Origin of the sequence: Mesorhizobium sp. L-8-10, assembly GCF_016756635.1 — a bacterium.
Lineage (GTDB): Bacteria > Pseudomonadota > Alphaproteobacteria > Rhizobiales > Rhizobiaceae.
The window spans coordinates 2,771,463-2,789,672 of the sequence record NZ_AP023263.1; the positions used below are offsets into that span (position 1 = coordinate 2,771,463).

General features: G+C 64.0%; 16 protein-coding genes. 5 read left to right on the forward strand and 11 right to left on the reverse strand.

What is annotated here, in order from left to right; translation table 11 throughout:
• The 11 genes from JN280_RS12935 to puuE form a co-directional block, all read right to left on the reverse strand.
• Complete coding sequence (locus JN280_RS12935; RefSeq protein ID WP_202312686.1) at window positions 1-840, reverse strand: alkaline phosphatase family protein; 840 nt, start codon at window positions 838-840, stop codon at window positions 1-3.
• Between the two features lie 215 nt (window positions 841-1,055).
• Window positions 1,056-2,720: an ABC transporter ATP-binding protein gene (locus tag JN280_RS12940; protein ID WP_202312688.1), complete on the reverse strand. Its 1,665-nt coding sequence runs from the start codon at window positions 2,718-2,720 to the stop codon at window positions 1,056-1,058.
• Window positions 2,713-3,543 carry an ABC transporter permease gene (locus JN280_RS12945; protein WP_202312690.1) on the reverse strand — a complete coding sequence of 277 codons (831 nt, stop codon included), beginning with the start codon at window positions 3,541-3,543 and terminating at the stop codon, window positions 2,713-2,715. The genes JN280_RS12940 and JN280_RS12945 overlap by 8 nt, the downstream gene beginning before the upstream one ends.
• A 10-nt stretch (window positions 3,544-3,553) precedes the next feature.
• A complete protein-coding gene (locus tag JN280_RS12950; protein WP_202312692.1) occupies window positions 3,554-4,513 on the reverse strand; it encodes an ABC transporter permease in 960 nt (319 codons plus the stop codon).
• Window positions 4,514-4,527: 14 nt separating this feature from the next.
• Entirely contained in the window at window positions 4,528-6,117 is a 1,590-nt protein-coding gene (locus JN280_RS12955) for an ABC transporter substrate-binding protein (protein ID WP_202312694.1), read from the reverse strand.
• Between the two features lie 482 nt (window positions 6,118-6,599).
• On the reverse strand, window positions 6,600-7,022 hold the full coding sequence (locus JN280_RS12960) for a type II toxin-antitoxin system MqsA family antitoxin (protein ID WP_202312696.1): 423 nt from the start codon (window positions 7,020-7,022) through the stop codon (window positions 6,600-6,602).
• Window positions 7,023-7,024: 2 nt separating this feature from the next.
• Window positions 7,025-7,330, reverse strand: a complete 306-nt coding sequence (locus JN280_RS12965; RefSeq protein ID WP_202312698.1) for a type II toxin-antitoxin system MqsR family toxin — start codon at window positions 7,328-7,330, stop codon at window positions 7,025-7,027.
• Between the two features lie 47 nt (window positions 7,331-7,377).
• Window positions 7,378-7,971, reverse strand: a complete 594-nt coding sequence (locus tag JN280_RS12970; RefSeq protein ID WP_202312700.1) for a nucleoside deaminase — start codon at window positions 7,969-7,971, stop codon at window positions 7,378-7,380.
• A gap of 3 nt (window positions 7,972-7,974) precedes the next feature.
• On the reverse strand, window positions 7,975-8,475 hold the full coding sequence (locus JN280_RS12975; protein ID WP_202312701.1) for an ureidoglycolate lyase: 501 nt from the start codon (window positions 8,473-8,475) through the stop codon (window positions 7,975-7,977).
• Window positions 8,476-8,558: 83 nt separating this feature from the next.
• The gene (locus tag JN280_RS12980; RefSeq protein WP_202312702.1) at window positions 8,559-9,392 is read right to left on the reverse strand and encodes a bifunctional allantoicase/(S)-ureidoglycine aminohydrolase; all 834 of its coding nucleotides are present in this window, start codon (window positions 9,390-9,392) and stop codon (window positions 8,559-8,561) included.
• Window positions 9,393-9,403: 11 nt separating this feature from the next.
• A complete protein-coding gene (gene puuE / locus JN280_RS12985; protein WP_202312703.1) occupies window positions 9,404-10,837 on the reverse strand; it encodes an allantoinase PuuE in 1,434 nt (477 codons plus the stop codon).
• A 184-nt stretch (window positions 10,838-11,021) separates the two neighbouring features.
• Between puuE and uraH the strand changes: the two genes are divergently transcribed.
• From uraH to JN280_RS13010, 5 genes are all read left to right on the forward strand, one after another.
• Window positions 11,022-11,387 (forward strand): hydroxyisourate hydrolase, encoded by a 366-nt coding sequence (gene uraH, locus JN280_RS12990; protein ID WP_202312704.1) that lies wholly within the window; start codon window positions 11,022-11,024, stop codon window positions 11,385-11,387.
• Window positions 11,388-11,389: 2 nt separating this feature from the next.
• Complete coding sequence (gene xdhA, locus JN280_RS12995; RefSeq protein ID WP_202312705.1) at window positions 11,390-12,871, forward strand: xanthine dehydrogenase small subunit; 1,482 nt, start codon at window positions 11,390-11,392, stop codon at window positions 12,869-12,871.
• An 11-nt stretch (window positions 12,872-12,882) separates the two neighbouring features.
• Window positions 12,883-15,228, forward strand: a complete 2,346-nt coding sequence (xdhB, locus tag JN280_RS13000) for a xanthine dehydrogenase molybdopterin binding subunit (protein ID WP_202312706.1) — start codon at window positions 12,883-12,885, stop codon at window positions 15,226-15,228.
• Window positions 15,229-15,405: 177 nt separating this feature from the next.
• Window positions 15,406-16,386: a xanthine dehydrogenase accessory protein XdhC gene (xdhC, locus tag JN280_RS13005; protein WP_202312707.1), complete on the forward strand. Its 981-nt coding sequence runs from the start codon at window positions 15,406-15,408 to the stop codon at window positions 16,384-16,386.
• 605 nt (window positions 16,387-16,991) lie between these two features.
• A complete protein-coding gene (locus JN280_RS13010; RefSeq protein ID WP_202312709.1) occupies window positions 16,992-18,161 on the forward strand; it encodes an ABC transporter substrate-binding protein in 1,170 nt (389 codons plus the stop codon).
• Window positions 18,162-18,210: the final 49 nt, after the last annotated feature.

The following is an 18,210-nucleotide window of genomic DNA, read 5'->3' on the forward strand; positions in this document are numbered from 1 at the left end:
CTATTCGAGGAAAGCTCGTGCCGTCATGGTCGAGGGCACGGGCACTCCGAGACGCCCGAGGATCGTCGGCGCGAGTTGGAGCTGATCGAGCAGCACGCTGCTCTCTGGACCGCTGGCGGTGCCGAAATAATAGAGCGCGAAATCCTGCTGCTCGTCCTCCCTGCCGCCGTGATGGCCGCGATCGGTCTGGCCGTGGTCGGCGGTAACGATCACCTCGTAGCCGGCTGCCCGCCAGCGCGGCAGGAAGGCGGCGAGCATGCCGTCCATGGCGTAGCATGCATGGTCCATCTCGATGCAGTCGTGGCCGTAGCGATGGCCCATCGAATCCAGCGTGCAGGTGTGCAATATGCCGTAGTCGATCGAAAAGCGCTTCGTCAGCATGGTCAGCGTCGCGAACAGATCGATGTCGCTGGGCGTCATCTGGTTCTTGTTGTTGTAGCCGGTCATGGTGTGGAAGCGGCCATGTGTGATCGGCCCGCCCGGCTCGTCATATTCCATGTCCTCGACGAGATCGAAGGGGCAGCGATTGAAGAACTCGGACCAGTAGGAATGGGTGACGGCGCCCGTCTTGCCGCCGGCCCGGGTGATCTCGGAAAAGAGATCGGGCTGTTCGACGCGGAATCGGACCTCGTTCGAATGGATGCCGTGGACCTGCGGCGGCACGCCGGTGTGGATGGACGCGTAGCAGCAGGCCGAGGTCGAGGGCAGCACCGAGCGCATCTGCCAGACGCGCGCTTCGCCCGACTGCACCCAGCCTTCGAGATTGCCCATCAGGCGACGCCAGTTGCGATAGGGTACGCCGTCCAGAATGATCAGCAGCAGTTTCGATTTCAGGGGCATTTCTCAGCGGTTCCGTTTGTTGAAAATCCCTCACCTTGCTTTTGAGCGAATAGCGAGTAGCGAGTAGCGAATAGCGAATAGCGAATAGGGGAAGGAAAGAGGGCGCGGCAGTCCCGCGAGCCGTCGCTGTCACCCCTTTCCTATTCGCTACTCGCTATTCGCTACTCGCTACTCGCTCGAAAAGAGGGGGAACGAGGGATATCACCTGTTGACCTTCAGTTCCCCGCACTTTCCATGCGGCGGCCCTTGATCGCGCCTTCCAGCCAGCCGATCTCCATTTCTGGCACGGAGGACAGCAGCAGGTCGGTATAGGCGTCGAAGGGCGGCGTCAGCACCTGAGATTTCGGTCCGTAGCGCACCACCTCGCCGCGATACATGACGGCGATCGAATCGGCGATCGCCTTCACCGTCGCCAGATCATGCGTGATGAACATGTAGGCGACGTCCTCCTCCTTCTGCAGTTCGAGCAGAAGCTTCAGGATGCCGTTCGCCACCAGCGGGTCGAGGGCGCTCGTCACCTCGTCGCAGATGATCAGCTTCGGCTTGGCGGCGAGCGCTCTCGCGATACAGACACGCTGCTTCTGGCCGCCCGAAAGCTCGGCCGGATAGCGGTCGACAAAGCCTTTGCCCATCTCGATCTTGTCGAGCAGTTCGGCGACGCGGCCATCGCGTTCCCCGCCTTTCAGGCCGAAATAGAACTCCAGTGGCCGGCCGATGATGGTGCCGACGGTCTGTCGCGGGTTCATGGCGACATCGGCCATCTGGTAGATCATCTGCAGCTCGCGCAGATCGTCCTTGCTGCGGTCCGCCAGACGGTTGGCCAGCCTGCGCCCGGCAAAGGATATGGTGCCTTCCAGCGGCGGCAGCAGCCCGGTGATGGCCCGCGCCAGCGTCGATTTGCCGGAGCCGGATTCGCCGACCACGGCCAGCGTCTGGCCCGGCGGAATGTCGACGGACACGTTCTTCAGCACCTTGACCAGGCCGCCGCCATAGGCGGCCGTCAGATTGCCGACCGAAAGAAGCGGCGTCTTGCCCGGCTTGTGCTCCTCGTGCTCGATGCGGTTCACCGAGACGAGCGCGCCGGTATATTGCTGGCGCGGCTCCTTGATGATCTGGCGTGTCTCACCCCATTCGACCAGCTTGCCGTGGCGAAGCACCATGATCTCGTCGGCGACCTGGGCCACGACCGCGAGGTCGTGGGTGATGTAGAGCGCGGCCACACCGGTGTCGCGGATCGCCTCCTTGATCGCGGCGAGCACGTCGATCTGGGTCGTCACGTCGAGCGCTGTGGTAGGCTCGTCGAAGACGATGAGATCGGGCTCGGGGCACAGCGCCATCGCCGTCATGACGCGCTGCAGCTGGCCGCCGGAAACCTGGTGCGGAAAGCGCTTGCCGATATTCTCGGGGTCCGGAAGGCTGAGTTTCCTGAACAGCGCGACGGCGCGCCTCTCCGCCTCGGCGCGGCTGGCGAGGCCGTGCTCGAGGCACGATTCCACAACCTGGTCCATCAGGCGGTGCGCGGGATTGAATGCTGCGGCCGCCGACTGCGCGACATAGCAGACCTCGCAGCCGCGAAGCTGCCGCAGACCTTGCTTGCCGCCCTGCAATATGTCGCGGCCGTTGAGGATGACCTCGCCGCCCGTGATCCTGACGCCGCCGCGGCCATAGCCCATGGAGGCGAGACCGATGGTGGACTTGCCTGCGCCGGACTCGCCGATCAGGCCAAGCACGCGCCCACGATTGAGCGTGAGGGACACGCCGTCGACGATGATGATGGTGCGCGGATCCTCGCCGGGCGGGTAGACGGTCGCCTCTATTCTGAGATTGCGGATGTCGAGAAGGCGTTCGCTGTCCTTCTTGACGACGCTTTTCCTAGCCATTGCCCCGCCCTCCCTTCAGGTCGGTCGTGCGGTTGAGGACCCAGTCGGCGACGAGGTTCACCGAGATGGCGAGAAGCGCGATCGCCGCTGCCGGGATCAGCGCCGCCGGCACGCCGAACACGATGCCGTCCTTGTTCTCCTTGACCATGCCGCCCCAGTCGGCCTCCGGCGGCTGGACGCCCAGCCCGAGGAAGGACAGCGCGGAGAGGAACAACACGGCATAGATGAACCGCAGGCCGAGTTCGGAGACCAGCGGCGACAGTGCGTTGGGCAGGATCTCGCGGAAGATGATCCAGCTCCAGCCCTCGCCGCGCAGCTTGGCCGCCTCGACGAAATCCATGACGTTGATGTCGACCGCGACCGCCCGCGACAGGCGATAGACGCGGGTGGAATCGAGCAGCCCCATCACCAGGATCAGTGTCGTCAGCGTGGACGGCAGAACCGACAGGATGACGAGTCCGAAGATCAGGGTCGGGATCGCCATCAACAGGTCGACCAGGCGCGACATTCCCGTGTCGACCCAGCCGCCGATCACCGCGGCAGAGAAGCCGAGGATCGAGCCGAGGCCGAAGGAGAGGGCGGTCGCCGCCGCCGCGATAAAGATCGTGGTCCGCGCCCCGTAGATGATGCGCGACAGGAGATCGCGGCCGAGATTGTCGGTGCCGAGCCAATGGTCGGCCGAAGACGGCTGCCAGACGTCGCCGACGATCTCGCTCATCGGATAGGGCGACAGCAGCGGGGCGAAGATCGCCATGACGAGGAATGCCGTCGTCAGGATGAGGCCGAGCCAGGCGCCCGGCGGAATGCGTTTCAGGTCGAGCATCGCCGCCCCCTCATTTCGGATGCCTGAGCCGCGGATTGGCGATGATCGCGGCGATGTCGGCGACGATGTTGAGCCCGATATAGACCGCAGCGAAGATCAGGCCGCAGGCCTGCACTACCGGGACGTCGCGCTTGGCGACGTGGTCGACGAGATATTGCCCCATGCCGGGATAGACGAAGATGACCTCGACCACCACGACGCCGACCACCAGGAAGGCGAGGTTGAGCATCACCACATTGATGATCGGCGCGATCGCATTCGGGAAAGCGTGCCGGCGGATGATGTCGAGCGGCGACAGGCCCTTGAGCTCCGCCGTCTCGATATAGGCGGACTGCATGACGTTGAGGATCGCCGCGCGCGTCATGCGCATCATATGGGCGAAGACCACGAAGGTCAGCGCCAATGCGGGGAGCGCGATGGCTCTCATCCGGTCGAGGAAGGGCATTCCGTCATAGACCGTCGAGACGCTGGGCAGCCATTGCAGCTTCACCGCGACGAAATAGACGAGCAGGTAGCCGATGAAGAACTCCGGCAGCGAGGTCGAGGCGAGCGCGATGCCTGATATCGTCTTGTCGACCGGCCCGTTGCGGTAGCGCACGGCGATCAGCCCCGCCGCGATTGCCAGCGGGATCGACAGGATCGCGGCCCAGAAGGCCAGGAACAGCGTATTCGACAGCCGGCCGCCGAGCGATCCGGCGATATCCTGCCGGCTGGTGAGCGCGGTGCCGAGGTCGCCTGTCAGCACGCCGCCGAGCCAGCGGAAATATCTGACATAGGCGGGATCGTTGAGGCCGAGTTCCTCGCGCAGATTGGCCAGCGCCTGCGGCGTGGCCGACTGGCCAAGGATGGATTGCGCGACGTCGCCGGGCAGGATCTGCGTGCCGGCGAAAATCAGGACCGAAACGGCCAGGAGCAAGAGGATGCCCAGCGCTATGCGCTGGGCAACCAGTTTCACGATGGGAGAGCGCATCGGGCAGCCTGGACTCAGGCCGCGACCCAGCACTCGGCGAGCGCGTAACCGTCCATCAGTTCGGCGGCGGGGTGCTTCTCGTAGCCGGCCACCTTGTCGTTCGACGCGTCGATGAACTCGTTGAAGAAGGGGACGATCAGCCCGCCTTCGTCGCGCATGACGATGGCGATGTCGCGATACATGGCCTTGCGCTTGGCCTCGTCGAGTTCCGCGCGCGCGGCCAGCACCATCTTGTCGAATTCAGGCCGTTTCCAGCGCGTGTCGTTCCAGTCGGCGCCGGAGAGATAGGCGGTGGAGTACATCTGGTTCTGCGTCGAGCGGCCGCCCCAATAGGAGAGCGAGAAGGGCTGCTTGTTCCAGACCTCCGACCAGTAGCCGTCGCCCGGCTCGCGCTTGACCTCGATGGTGATGCCGGCCTTGGCGCAGCTCTGCTGGTAGAGCTGGGCGGCATCGACCGCGCCGGGGAAGGCGACGTCGGATGTCCTGAGGAGGATCGGGCCGCTGTGGCCGGACTTCTTGTAGTGGAACGCGGCCTTCTCCGGATCGAACTTGCGCTGCTCGATGTCGTCCGAGAAAAGCGGGTAGGCCTTGTTGATCGGGAAGTCATTGCCGACCGAACCGTAGCCACGCAGGATCTTCTCAAGCATCTCCTCGCGATCCATCGCGAGCTTCAGCGCCATGCGCACGTCGTTGTTGTCGAACGGAGGCGTGTCGCAGAACATGTTGAACGGATAGAACCCACGCCCGGCGACGTTCTGGATCGTGACGCCGGGAATGTTCTTGATCAGGTCGACGATCTTCGGCTCGACGCGGTTGATCAGATGCACCTGGCCGCTCTGAAGCGCGGCCGTGCGCGCAGTGGCGTCGTTGATGACGATGATCTCGACCTGGTCGGCATGCCCCATCTTGTCGCCGCCCCAGAAATTCTCGAAGCGCTCGCCGCCCTGGCGGACACCCGGCTCATTGACGGTGACCTTGTAGGGGCCTGCGCTGACGCCCTCGCTCGGATTGTCCTTGCCGCCATTGGGCTGGATGATGAGGTGATAATCGGCCATCAGATAGGGGAAGTCGGCATCCGGCTCGGAGAGCGTGACGATCACCTCCTTGCCGTCGGCCTTTATGGCGGAGAGGCCCTTCATGACGCCGAGCGCGCCGGACTTCGAGTTCGCGTCCGAATGTCGCTCGAGCGTCGCAGCGACATCCTGCGCCGTCACCGTCTTGCCGTTGTGGAACTCGATCCCGTCGCGGATCTTCATCGTCCAGGTCTTGCCGTCGTCGGAGGCGCCGATCTCCTCGGCGATGCGGTTCTCCAGGGAGCCGTCACGGTTCAACCGCACGAGATACTCGCCCCAGCATTTGCCGAAATTGAAAGGCACCTGGCTCAGGAAACTTGCCGGATCGAGGCTGTTGGTGGCCTCGCCGCCGACCAAGCCGGCCTTCAAGGTACCGCCCTTGACCGGGCCTGCAGCCCTGGCTGCACTGCCAAGAAGCGTGTTGGCGAAAGATGCGGCGACGCCGAGCGCTGCGGCGCGGCCGAGAAAATCACGCCGGCTCATCTTGCCGGCGGCAACGCGTCTGCTCAGGAATTCCAGCTCATTGGACATCGAGTGCTCCTCACTCCGTTGGTACTGACCAAGGGTATTTTTTATGATTTTTGTGTAGGGAATATTGGCCGCAACGGAAACCATGCCGCAAGGCCGAATGCGACATTCGGTGGCGTAATTGGCAATGCATGCTGGACCAAGGCGCTCCCGGTCAGAGATGGTCGCGACGGGATCGTCTCTTCGAAATCGCACTCGAAGACCAGACTTTCGCCCTCACAAGCTCCGATGCGCCTGGTCAGATGGAAAATCTCCGCGCCGGACCGCATGAGGCTGAAGGTTTCCGTGCGTACGGACCATTCCTTTCGCGACAGCGTCTGTGTCCAATGCGTCGCGCCACGCGCCGACAGGGGATTGTCGGGGTTGATGGTCCATCTTTCGCACACACGAGGCTGCCGGTGCAGGGCCCATGATCAACTGGGCAGGAATTCGGTGACGGTTTTCACTGATGCGGCGTCGGGATCGGTGATCGCGATCGGCGAAGACTATTCTTGCCGCAGTTCGCCTGCGAGCTCCGGATGCTTGTCAAGGAGCACCATCAACTGGATCGTCGGGCCGCTGGGCTCCACCAATCCGCGCTCATATTTGTCGAACGCATTCTCCCCCACTCGGAAGAGACTCCCTGCCTGCCGTTGCGAGAGCTTGAGCTTCATGCGAAGGCGGCGGATGGTTGCGGGCGTAGGTACGCCGTCCAACTTTTCCTTGAGAATACGCAGGGCCTCGTCGACGACATTCATGTCGTCACCGACATGAATGCCTTCGCCTTCCCCGGCCGGGTAATATCCGGGCAGATCGACGACGACGCTCTCGCCTTTGTAGACGACAGCGAATGGCCTTACGCCGCGAGTCAGTGTTTCTCCGGATTCCGGAGAAATCATCGTCCGATGCGGTTCCGCTTTCGTCGCCATCGTCACTGCTCCTTGAACGAGATGACGGCGAATTCCGTCATCACATCCGCCTGAAACTTCACATAGAGAATGAACCCGCGAGCTGGCACATGGTACACATCCTGCCACATCCGATGGTCCGCAAATGTCGTCATCGATTTGACGAACATCCGGCGATCGATGGCATTGATCGTTTCGGCGATGCCCGCTCGATCGAAACCGAGTGCGACCGCGCTTCGCAACGCAGACGTCGTTATGGCCAGCGTCTCGACCGATCCGATCGCTGCCTTGATCGCATTGAGATCGTATGTCGGCCGACGCTTCTCCACCGCGTGATATTTGCCACCTTAAAGGTGGCAAATCAAGCCAGGCGCAGTCAGTTCAGCGGAATGTCGTTGTCCTGCTTGCCGGACTGATAGGTGTCGGACAATTCATCATAGCGGGCCGCGATTGCTCCGGCGCGCGCTTCCAGCCGGGCGCGCTCGGCCTCGGGCAACTGACGCATCAGCTTGCGCAGCGAAAAGCTCTTCCAATAGGCGTTCTCGGCGTTGTAGCCGCCGGGTTCGAGCGTGAAGACCTCCTTGAGGATCCTCAGGTCGTGGGGAATAGCGAAGGAGTCGCGCGAATCCTCGTGGCTGAAGAGGTAGTAGAAATTGTCGAAGCCGGTCCAGGTGATCGCCGACAGGCAGAGCGAGCAGGGTTCGTGCGTGGCCAGGAACACGCAATCCTTCGTGTCGGGCCGGTCCGCCTTCGGCATCTCGTAGAAACGCTTCAGGCAGTGCACCTCGCCGTGCCAGAGGGGATTCTCCGTCTCGTTGTTGGTCTCGGCGAGCACGAGCGAGAGATCATCCTTCCTGAGGATGGCGGCGCCGAACAGCTTGTTCCCGTGGGCCACACCTTCGGCCGTTTTCGGCACGATGTCGTGCTCGATCACATCGAACAGCCGGTCGATCAGCGAGACGTCGGTCATGGGTCAGTCCTCCACGGGGAGATGGATCTCATAGGGATGCGCGAAGTGGAACTCCTCGAGGTTGGAGCCGTCGCCGCCGCGATCGACGACGACGAAATCCTGCGGCTCGCCGACCGGCGTCAGCACGCCATGCCAGAGATTTCGCGGATAGTTCACGCCCTGGCCGGGCCTGGTCAGGAAGGCATGCGGCGTCGCCGGGCCGTCCTCGCCGTCATGACAGACCACCACGACGAAGGGGTGCGGCGACAGCGGGATGAAGGCCTGGCTGCCGAAGGGATGGCGCTCGACCATCGAAAGCGTCAAGGGAAAATCGTAAGGGGTGCCCCTGAACAGATTGATCAGTACATGGCCGTTCGGCCCGGCCGCCTCGGCCCGGGCCAGGGCATGGTAGCGCTCGGCCTTGCCGCCGTTGATCGGATAGTGATTGTCCGTCGCGGTGTCGATCACGTCGCCGAACTCGGCGAAATTCTCCCGCGTCAGGATCCTGGCGACGATCCGCTGCATGGCATTTTCCTCCAGTCTGGCGTCAGCCGCGCTTGGAGCATCGGACACGAAAGTGGACCCGGTTTCGGGGCAAATCCGATGCTCTATCGCCGGCCTGCGCCGAGCTTCATGTGTCGGTTGACGTCCTTGTAGAGCAGGTAGCGGAAATTGTCGGGGCCGCCGGCATAGCAGGCCTGCGGGCAGAAGGCGCGCAGCCACATGAAGTCGCCGGCCTCGACCTCGACCCAATCCTGGTTGAGCCTGTAGACGGCCTTGCCTTCGAGCACATAGAGCCCGTGCTCCATGACATGGGTCTCGGCGAAGGGGATGACCGCGCCCGGCTTCAGCGTCACGATGGTGACATGCATGTCGTGGCGCAGGTCGGCCGGGTCGACGAAGCGGGTCGTGGCCCAGCCGCCGTCGGTGCCGGGCATCGCACTCGGCTCGATCCCGGCCTCGTTGGCGAAGAAGGCCTCGGGAATGTCGATGCCGTCGACGAATTCGTAGCTCTTGCGGATCCAGTGGAAACGGGCCGTGCCGCCGCTCTCGTTGCGCAGCGACCAGCGGCTCGCGGGAGGCAGGAAGCCGAACCCGCCCTTTTCGACGATGTGCTTCCTTCCCGCGACCGTGACGGCGATCTCGCCCTCGACGACGAACAGCACGCCTTCCGCGGTGCTGTCGGGCTCGGGGCTGTCGCTGCCGCCGCCGGGGGCAACTTCCATGATGTATTGCGAGAAGGTTTCCGCAAAGCCCGACAGGGGGCGCGACAACACCCAGAGCCGCGTGCCTTCCCAGTGCGGCAGGAAACTCGTGACGATGTCCTGCATCACCCCTTTCGGGATGATCGCATAGGCTTCGGTGAACACGGCGCGGCCGGTCAGGAGCTGGCTCTGCGGGGGATGTCCGCCCCGGGGGGCGTAATAGGTGCGGTCGACCATGGGCACGTTTCCTAGGCGGGCAGAATGTCTTTCAGCCTGAGCAGGGCGATGCGCTCGACCTGCCGGCAGGCTGTGGCGAATTCGGTGGCGCGGTCGTTGCCGATCCGGGTCTCGAAGGCAGCCAGGATCTCGGCCTTGGTCTTGCCGCGCACCGCGATGATGAACGGGAAGCCGAAGCTGGCGACATAGTTGGCGTTCAGCCTGGTGAAACGCTCGCGTTCAGCATCGGTGAGGGCGTCGAGCCCCGCCGAAGCCTGCTCGCTCGTCGATTCCGCTGTCAGGCGCTTCGCCTGGGCGAGCTTGCCCGCGAGATCCGGATGCGCCGTCAGCACGCCGAGCCTTTCGGCTTCGCTGGCTGAGCGGAACACCCGGCACAGCGCATTGTGCAGCCCGCCGGCGCTGTCATGGGCCGGGCCGAGTTCGAGATCGAAGGCGCGCTCGGCGATCCAGGGCGAATGCTCGAAGATGCCGCCGAACTTCGCGACGAACTCGTCGCGCCCGAGGCGCGAGGGACGCAGCGCCGGCGCGCTGTAGGGATGATGCTCATGCCAATGGCGGGCGATATCGATGCGCCGGGCGAGCCAGACCTTGTCGTGGCTCTTCACATAGTCAATGAAACGGCGGAGTGCGGCGGCGCGGCCTGGCCTGCCGACAAGCCGGCAGTGCAGGCCGATATTCATCATGCGCGGCCGGCCGGCCTTGCCTTCGGCATAGTGGGTATCGAAGGCATCCTTCAGATAGGCGAAGAACTGGTCGCCCGAGTTGAAGCCCTGGGGTGTCGCGAAACGCATGTCGTTGGCGTCGAGCGTATAGGGAATGACGAGTTGCGGCCGGATCGGGTTGCCGTGGCCGTCGTGATCGAGCCAGTAGGGCAGTTCGTCGTCATAGGTGTCGGAGACGTAGTCGAAGCCGCCTTCTTCCGCCACCAGCCGGACGGTGTTGGCGGATGTGCGTCCCGTATACCAGCCTGTCGGCCGCCCGCCGGTGACCTCGGCGTGCAGCCGGACCGCTTCGGCCAGGTCACGGCGCTCGTCCTCGGCGCCGTAGTCGCGGTAGTCGATCCACTTCAGGCCGTGCGAGGCCATTTCCCAGCCGGCTTCCTGCATGGCCGCGACCTGGTCGGGAGAGCGGGCGAGCGCCGTGGCTACACCGTAGCAGGTGACCGGCACGCCGGTTTCCACGAACATGCGATGCAGCCGCCAAAAGCCGGCCCGCGCACCATATTCGTAGATCGATTCCATGTTCCAATGACGGAGGCCGGACCACGGCTGTGCGCCAACGATCTCCGACAGGAAGGCTTCGGATGCGGCGTCGCCGTGGAGCACGCAATTCTCGCCGCCTTCCTCGTAGTTGACGACGAACTGAACCGCGATATAGGCGCCGCCCGGCCACTTCGGATCGGGGGGATTGGCGCCGTAGCCGCGCATGTCTCTGACGTAACGCATCGAACTCTCCGAATTGCCAAAGGCAGGATATCAAAGGGCCGGGGCTTCATTCCCTCGAAAATTTTTGAAAGTCTTTTTGTGACGCTCCGCTTCACCGGGTTTTATCCTTGGCCTCTAATGCATAGCCCTCAATTCGGGCATAGATTACCGTTCGCGTTCGAATGTACCGGCAATGGGAGGCCGAATGTCGATTGAGAAAACCGGGCGTCTGACGACCCACGTACTTGATACGGCATCCGGCAAGCCCGCCGCGGGCCTATCCATCTCGCTCTACCGCCTGAGCGGCGAGACCCGCACGCATCTGAAGACCGTCACGACCAATGACGACGGACGCTGCGATGCCCCGCTGCTGCAGGGAGCGGAGTTCGCGGCCGGCGAATACGAGCTGGTCTTTTCCGCCGGCGACTATCTGCGCCGGGAGGGCGCCGCGCTGCCTCAGCCGGCATTCCTGGACATCGTGCCGATCCGCTTCGGCATGGCGGAGGCCGCGCATTACCATGTGCCGCTGCTGATCTCGCCCTATGGCTATTCGACCTATCGCGGGAGCTGAGCATGGCCAAGGTGAAGACCCGAAACACGCTCCGCTTCATCCTCAACGGCGAGGACGTCTCGCTGGCCGACGTCGCGCCCGACGAGACCCTGCTCGACTATCTGAGGCTGCGCCGTGCGCTGCGCGGCAGCAAGGAAGGCTGCGCCGAGGGCGACTGCGGCGCCTGCACCGTGCTGATCGGCAAGCTGGTCGACGGCCGGCTCGTCTATGAAAGCGTCAACGCCTGCATCCGCTTCCTCGGATCGCTCGAACGAACCCATGTCGTGACCATCGAACATCTCAAGGGAAGCGACGGCCAGCTCCACCCCGTCCAGCAGGCGATGGTCGACTTCCACGGTTCGCAATGCGGCTTCTGCACGCCGGGTTTCGTCATGTCGCTCTACGGTCTGTGGATGCAGAACCCGCAGCCCTCCGACGCGGCGATCGAGAAGGCCCTGCAGGGCAATCTCTGCCGCTGCACCGGCTATGAGGCGATCATGCGCGCCGCACGCGCCGTATCGAACTACGGCAAGGCCGCGAAAGACCCGCTGGCGGCCGAGCGCAAGGCCGTGGCGGCGCGCCTGGCGGCGCTCGCCGACGGGGCCCGGGTCGAGATCGGCGAAGGGCGGAAGCGCCTGGTGGTGCCCGCCGATGTCGACGATTTCGCCAGGGTGCTCGAGGCAGAACCCGAGGCGACCGTCGTGGCCGGCGCGACCGATGTCGGCCTGTGGGTGACAAAGTTCATGCGCGAGATCTCGCCCGTCGTCTTCATAGGCGGGCTCGACGAGCTACGCACGATCACGGAAGAGAAGGGGGCGATCACGATCGGCGCAGGCGTGACCTACACCGAAGCCTTCGCGTCCTTGTCCAAAAATATCCCGGCGCTCGGGCCCCTCATCGATCGCCTCGGCGGCGAGCAGGTCCGCAACATGGGCACGATCGGCGGCAACATCGCCAACGGTTCGCCGATCGGCGACACGCCGCCGCCGCTGATCGCGCTCGGGGCGGAACTCACGCTGCGCAAGGGCAAGAAACGGCGCACGATCCCGCTCGAGAGCTTCTTCGTCGCCTATGGCAAGCAGGACCGCAGGCCCGGCGAATTCGTCGAGTCGGTGCGTGTTCCCGTGCCCGCGAAACAGAGTCGCTTCGCCGTCTACAAGGTGTCCAAGCGCCGCGACGAGGACATCACTTCGACGCTTGGCGCGTTCCATCTGACGCTCGCCAGGGATGGAACGGTCGGCAGCATCCGCATCGCTTATGGCGGCATGGCCGCCACGCCGAAACGCGCGGCGGCGGTCGAGGCGGCGCTCATGGGCAGGCCGTGGACCGGGGCCACGGTCGAGGCGGCCATTGCCGCCTTCGACAAGGACTTCACGCCGCTCACCGACATGCGCGCCTCGGCCGATTACCGGGCGCTCGCCTCGAAGAACCTGCTGCGGCGTTTCTTCGCCGAAACCAGCGGCACGCCCGGACCGATCCAGGTTACCCGCTACGAAGCGGCTTGAGGGGAATGGCGATGAACAGGCACGCGACAGTCGACCTGAAAGCGGCGAAGATCACCGGCGGGGTCGGTAACGACCAGCGCCACGACTCGGCCCACAAGCACGTGTCCGGAGAAGCCGTCTATATCGACGACATGCCCGAGCCTTCCGGCACGCTCCACGGCTGCCTCGGTCTAGCGACCGTCGCGCATGGCACCATCCGCAAGATGGACCTCGCCGCGGTGCGAGCCGCGCCCGGCGTCGTCTGCGTGCTGACGGCGAAGGACGTGCCGGGCGAAAACGACATTTCGCCGACCGGACGCCATGACGAGCCCGTGCTGGCCGACGGCAAGGTGCAGTTCCACGGCCAGCCGATCTTTGCGGTCATCGCCGGGACCCGCGAGGAGGCGCGCCGCGCCTGCCGGCTGGCTGTTGTCGAATACAGGGAGTTGCCCGCCATCATCGACATCGGCGGGCTCGATCCTGACAAGGACAAGCTGGTCACTCCGCCGCTCACGCTGAAGCGCGGCGACGCCGGCGAGGCCATCGCCAAGGCGCCGCGCCGCGTGAACGGCAAGATGCGGATCGGCGGCCAGGACCATTTCTATCTCGAAGGCCATATCGCGCTCGCTATTCCCGGCGAGGACCACGACGTCACCGTCTATTCCTCGACCCAGCATCCGAGCGAGGTCCAGCATATGGTGGCGCATGCGCTCGGCGTGCCGAGCCATGCGGTCACCGTCGAGATCCGGCGCATGGGCGGCGGCTTCGGCGGCAAGGAGACCCAGTCGAACCAGTTCGCCGCGCTCGCCGCGATCGCCGCCAAGAAGCTCGGCCGCGCCGTGAAGATCCGGCCGGACCGCGACGACGACATGACCGCAACAGGCAAGCGGCACGATTTCCTGGTCGACTACGAGGTCGGCTTCGACGACGAAGGCAACATCCTCGGCGTCGACTACAGCTATGCGGCGCGCTGCGGCTTCTCCTCGGATCTGTCGGGCCCGGTGACCGACCGGGCGCTGTTCCACTGCGACAACGCCTATTTCTATCCGAACGTCCATGCGCGCTCGGCGCCGCTCTACACCAACACCGTGTCGAACACCGCCTTCCGCGGTTTCGGCGGCCCGCAGGGTATGGTCGCGGCCGAACGTGTCATCGACGAGATTGCATTCGCCACGGGCAAGGATGCGCTCGACATCCGCAAGCGGAATTTCTACGGCACCACCGACCGCAACGTGACGCCGTATCACCAGAAGGTCGAGGACAACATCATCCACCGCATCGTCGCCGAACTCGAGGAGAGCTCGAACTATACGCGACGCCGGCGGGAGATCGCGGCCTTCAACAACAACAGCCGCATCGTCAAGCGGGGCCTGGCGCTGACGCCCGTCAAGTTCGGCATCTCCTTCACCGCCACCCACTACAACCAGGCCGGCGCGCTGGTGCACGTCTATACGGACGGATCGGTGCATCTCAACCATGGCGGCACCGAGATGGGGCAGGGGCTCTATCTCAAGGTCGCGCAGGTGGTGGCCGAAGAGTTCCAGATCGATCTCGACAAGGTCAAGATCACCGCCACGACGACGGGCAAGGTGCCGAACACATCGGCCACGGCTGCTTCGTCCGGTTCCGATCTCAACGGCATGGCCGCGCAGAACGCGGCGCGGCAGATCCGCAAGCGGCTCGCCGATTTCGCCGCCGACAAGTTCCAGGTGCCGGCCGATCAGGTCGTGTTCCTGCCCAACCGGGTGCGGATCGGCAACCAGGAGATTCCCTTCGCCGAACTGGTGAGGCAGGCCTATTTCGCCCGCATCCAGCTCTCGGCGGCCGGCTTCTACAAGACGCCGAAAATCCATTGGAACCGCGACAAGGGCGAGGGGCATCCCTTCTATTATTTCGCCTATGGCGCGTCCTGCTCGGAGGTCTCGGTCGACACGCTGACAGGCGAATATATGATCGAGCGCACCGACATACTGCACGAGACCGGGCGCTCGCTGAACCGGGCGATCGATCTCGGTCAGATCGAAGGCGGCTTCGTCCAGGGCGTGGGCTGGCTGACCACGGAGGAATTGTGGTGGGACGACAAGGGCCGGCTCAGGACGCATGCGCCCTCGACCTACAAGATCCCGCTCGCCTCGGACCGGCCCAAGGTGTTCAACGTGACCCTTGCCGACTGGCCGGAAAATCACGAGCCGACCATCCACCGCTCGAAGGCCGTGGGCGAGCCGCCCCTCATGCTGGGCATGTCGGTGCTGCATGCGCTGTCCGACGCGGTGGCGAGCGTGGCCGACCACAGGATCTGTCCCCGGCTTGACGCGCCGGCGACGCCGGAACGTGTGCTGATGGCGATAGAAGAGCTGCGCGCCGAAGCTGCGAAGTAGCAAGGTCCGATCGCCGTACTATCTATTGGAGATGGCGATGCTCGTGGAGATCCCCCTCTGGCCTGCCGGTGATTGGCCGAGTGGTTGCGGCCGTCGGTCTTCTCTCCGTGAAGGACGGGGAGAGACTGCTTGCGGCGACCGCGCCGCCAATCGCCATAGTCGTGTGGTGGCCTCGTCATGACCGCTACCACCCGCAGCCTCATTGCTTTCCTCGCCGCCTCGCCGGAGGCGGCGCTGGTCGAGGTGGCGGAGGCGAGGGGCTCGACGCCGCGCGAGAAGGGCGCCTGGATGCTGGTGTCGCCCGTGGCCATCTTCGGCACCATCGGCGGCGGCCAGCTCGAATTCATGGCCATCGACAAGGCTCGGGCGATGCTGAAGGGGCGAGCTCCCATGCTCGCCGCCGAAGCGGGTATCGACGCCGCTTCAGACGCTCTCGCCGTCAGCGGGGAGGCGTCTCCGCCCGGTCCTTCCCCCCGTTCACGGGGAGAAGGTGCCCGAAGGGCGGATGAGGGGCAGCGTCAAGTTGGAACGGCCGGCATCACGCTCGACATCCCGCTCGGTCCCGAGATCGGACAATGCTGCGGCGGGCGCGTGGCGGTTGGCATCCGGCCGATCGACGATGCGCTGCGACAGGAACTGATCCGGGACGCCGAGGCCGAAGACGCACGCCGGCCGCATGTCTATGTCTTCGGCGGCGGCCATGTCGGCCTGGCGCTCGCCTCCGCCTTCGCTCTCCTACCGGTCGAGACGATCGTGGTCGAAACGCGGGCCGACGCTCTGGAGTCGATGCCCGACCCGGTGACGACACGGCTCACGCCGATGCCCGAAGAGATGGTGCGCGAGGCGCCGGCGGGTGCGGCTTTTGTGGTGCTCACGCATGACCATGCGCTCGACTTCCTGATCGTGGCCGAGGCGTTGAAACGCGACGACGCGGCCTATGTCGGCATGATCGGCTCGAAGACCAAGAAGGCGACCTTCAAGAGCTGGTATCTGAAGACGGCCGGCGGCACCGAAAAAGGCCTTGCCCGGCTGGTCTCGCCGATCGGCGGCGAAATAGTGAAGGACAAGCGCCCCGCCGTGATCGCCGCTCTCGCGGCGGCCGAGATCATGACGGCGCTGCTGTCGGGCAAGGCGGCGGCTCAAATTCCGTCGCTGTGACATTTGATTGACCGCTGATGCAGACCATCATGGCGGCCAAATGGCAAACAAAGGCCAAACCATAGATCCAGCCAGATACTCCGCTGCGGCGCATTTCGAGTTCTCATGCTCAGTCCGGCATCCCCGCGTTGATCCAGCCAGACTTCGCACGGACGACTGATATCAATGGCACTGGATGTTGATACATGCAGTGGGCGTGGGTGCTGCCGCCCACGCGGCCTCAAACGGCGGCGCAGTCCCTCCGGGCCGCGTTTTCACTCCAAAGGTTGATCTCGTCGACCGTTGGAGTGAAAAAGGTGATCGGTACCGCTCCCGCTGCCGAAGCCACTTTGCCTGAAGCCAAGGGCACCAGGGTTCTTGGTCGATTGCTGGCTCGGCTGGCCCTCAAGAATGGCACATGACTGCCTACCGGGTACCGCTCACGCTTTTCAGGCTGATGAGGATGGCCTCGTCACTTGTGCGGATGCGAGATATATGTATACATCCTGTTCACGGTTCGGTTTTCGCATTTCCGCCAATTTTCTCTTGAGAGTTAGGAGAAGCAAGGAAATTTCGGGCACATCTCCGGAACGAAGATGTGGGTCCAATCAAAGGGAGGAGTATACATGATTTCCAGAAGGTTATTTGTCGCCGGCACGATGTTGTCGCTGCTGGCGAGCGCGCCTGCCTATGCGCAGGAAACAGTCAAGATCGGCTTGATCTTGCCCATGACGGGACCCTTCGCGTCGACTGGCCGTCAGGTCGAGGCCGGCGTACGCGCCTATATGGCGCTGCATGGCGACGAGGTAGCCGGCAAGAAGATCGAGCTCGTGTTGCGTGACGATGCAGGCACGGCCGACCAGACCCGCCGCATCGCTCAGGAACTGGTGGTCAATGAGGATGCGAAGATGCTCGTTGGCTTCGGGCTGACGCCGCTGGCAATGTCGGTTGCCCCCGTGCTCAACCAGGCGAAGGTCCCGGCAATCATCACGTCGGCCACGACCTCGGCGATCATGGCGCAGTCGGACTATTTTGTCCGCGCAAGCATGGCCGGACCACAGTCGGCCGTGCCGGTGGCCATCTGGGCCGCCCAGAACGGGCTCAAGCGGGTGGTGACGCTTGTGACGGACTACGGCCCGGGCCACGATATCGAGAAGGGTTTCACTGACCAGTTCAAGAAGGAAGGCGGCGAGATCGTCGAAGCCGTCCGAGTGCCGTTGCAGAACCCTGATTTCGCACCCTTTCTGCAGCGCGTACGCGACGCCAAGCCGGACGCCATCTTCGTTTTCGTGCCATCGGGCGTTGGCTCGCTGTTCATGAAGCAGTTCGCGGACCGCAACCTGGCCGAAGCCGGGATCAAGCTGATCGCCACGGGCGATGTAACGGACGACGATCTGCTCAACGCGATCGGCGAGCCGGCCGTTGGCGTCATCACAGGGCATTTCTATTCCGCCAACCACGACAGCCCCGAAAACAAGGCCTATGTTGCAGAAGTCCGCAGGGCCAATAACAATATGCGCCCCAACTTCATGTCCGTGGGCGGCTACGATGCCATGCATCTGGCCTATGAGGCGCTCAAGGCCACCGGCGGAGATACCGACGGAACGAAGCTGGTCGAGGCGATGAAAGGCACGTCCTGGACCAGCCCGCGTGGCCCGATGTCGATCGATCCGGCGACCCGCGACGTGGTGCAGGACATCTACATCCGTGAGGTCAAGGAAGTGGACGGCGAGCTATATAACGTCGAGTTTGCGACCTACGAGAAGGTCAGGGATCCCAACGCTCCCGCCCAGTGAGGCAATTCGACAAGCCACATTGCGGGAGATGCGCGGCGGAACATGCTTC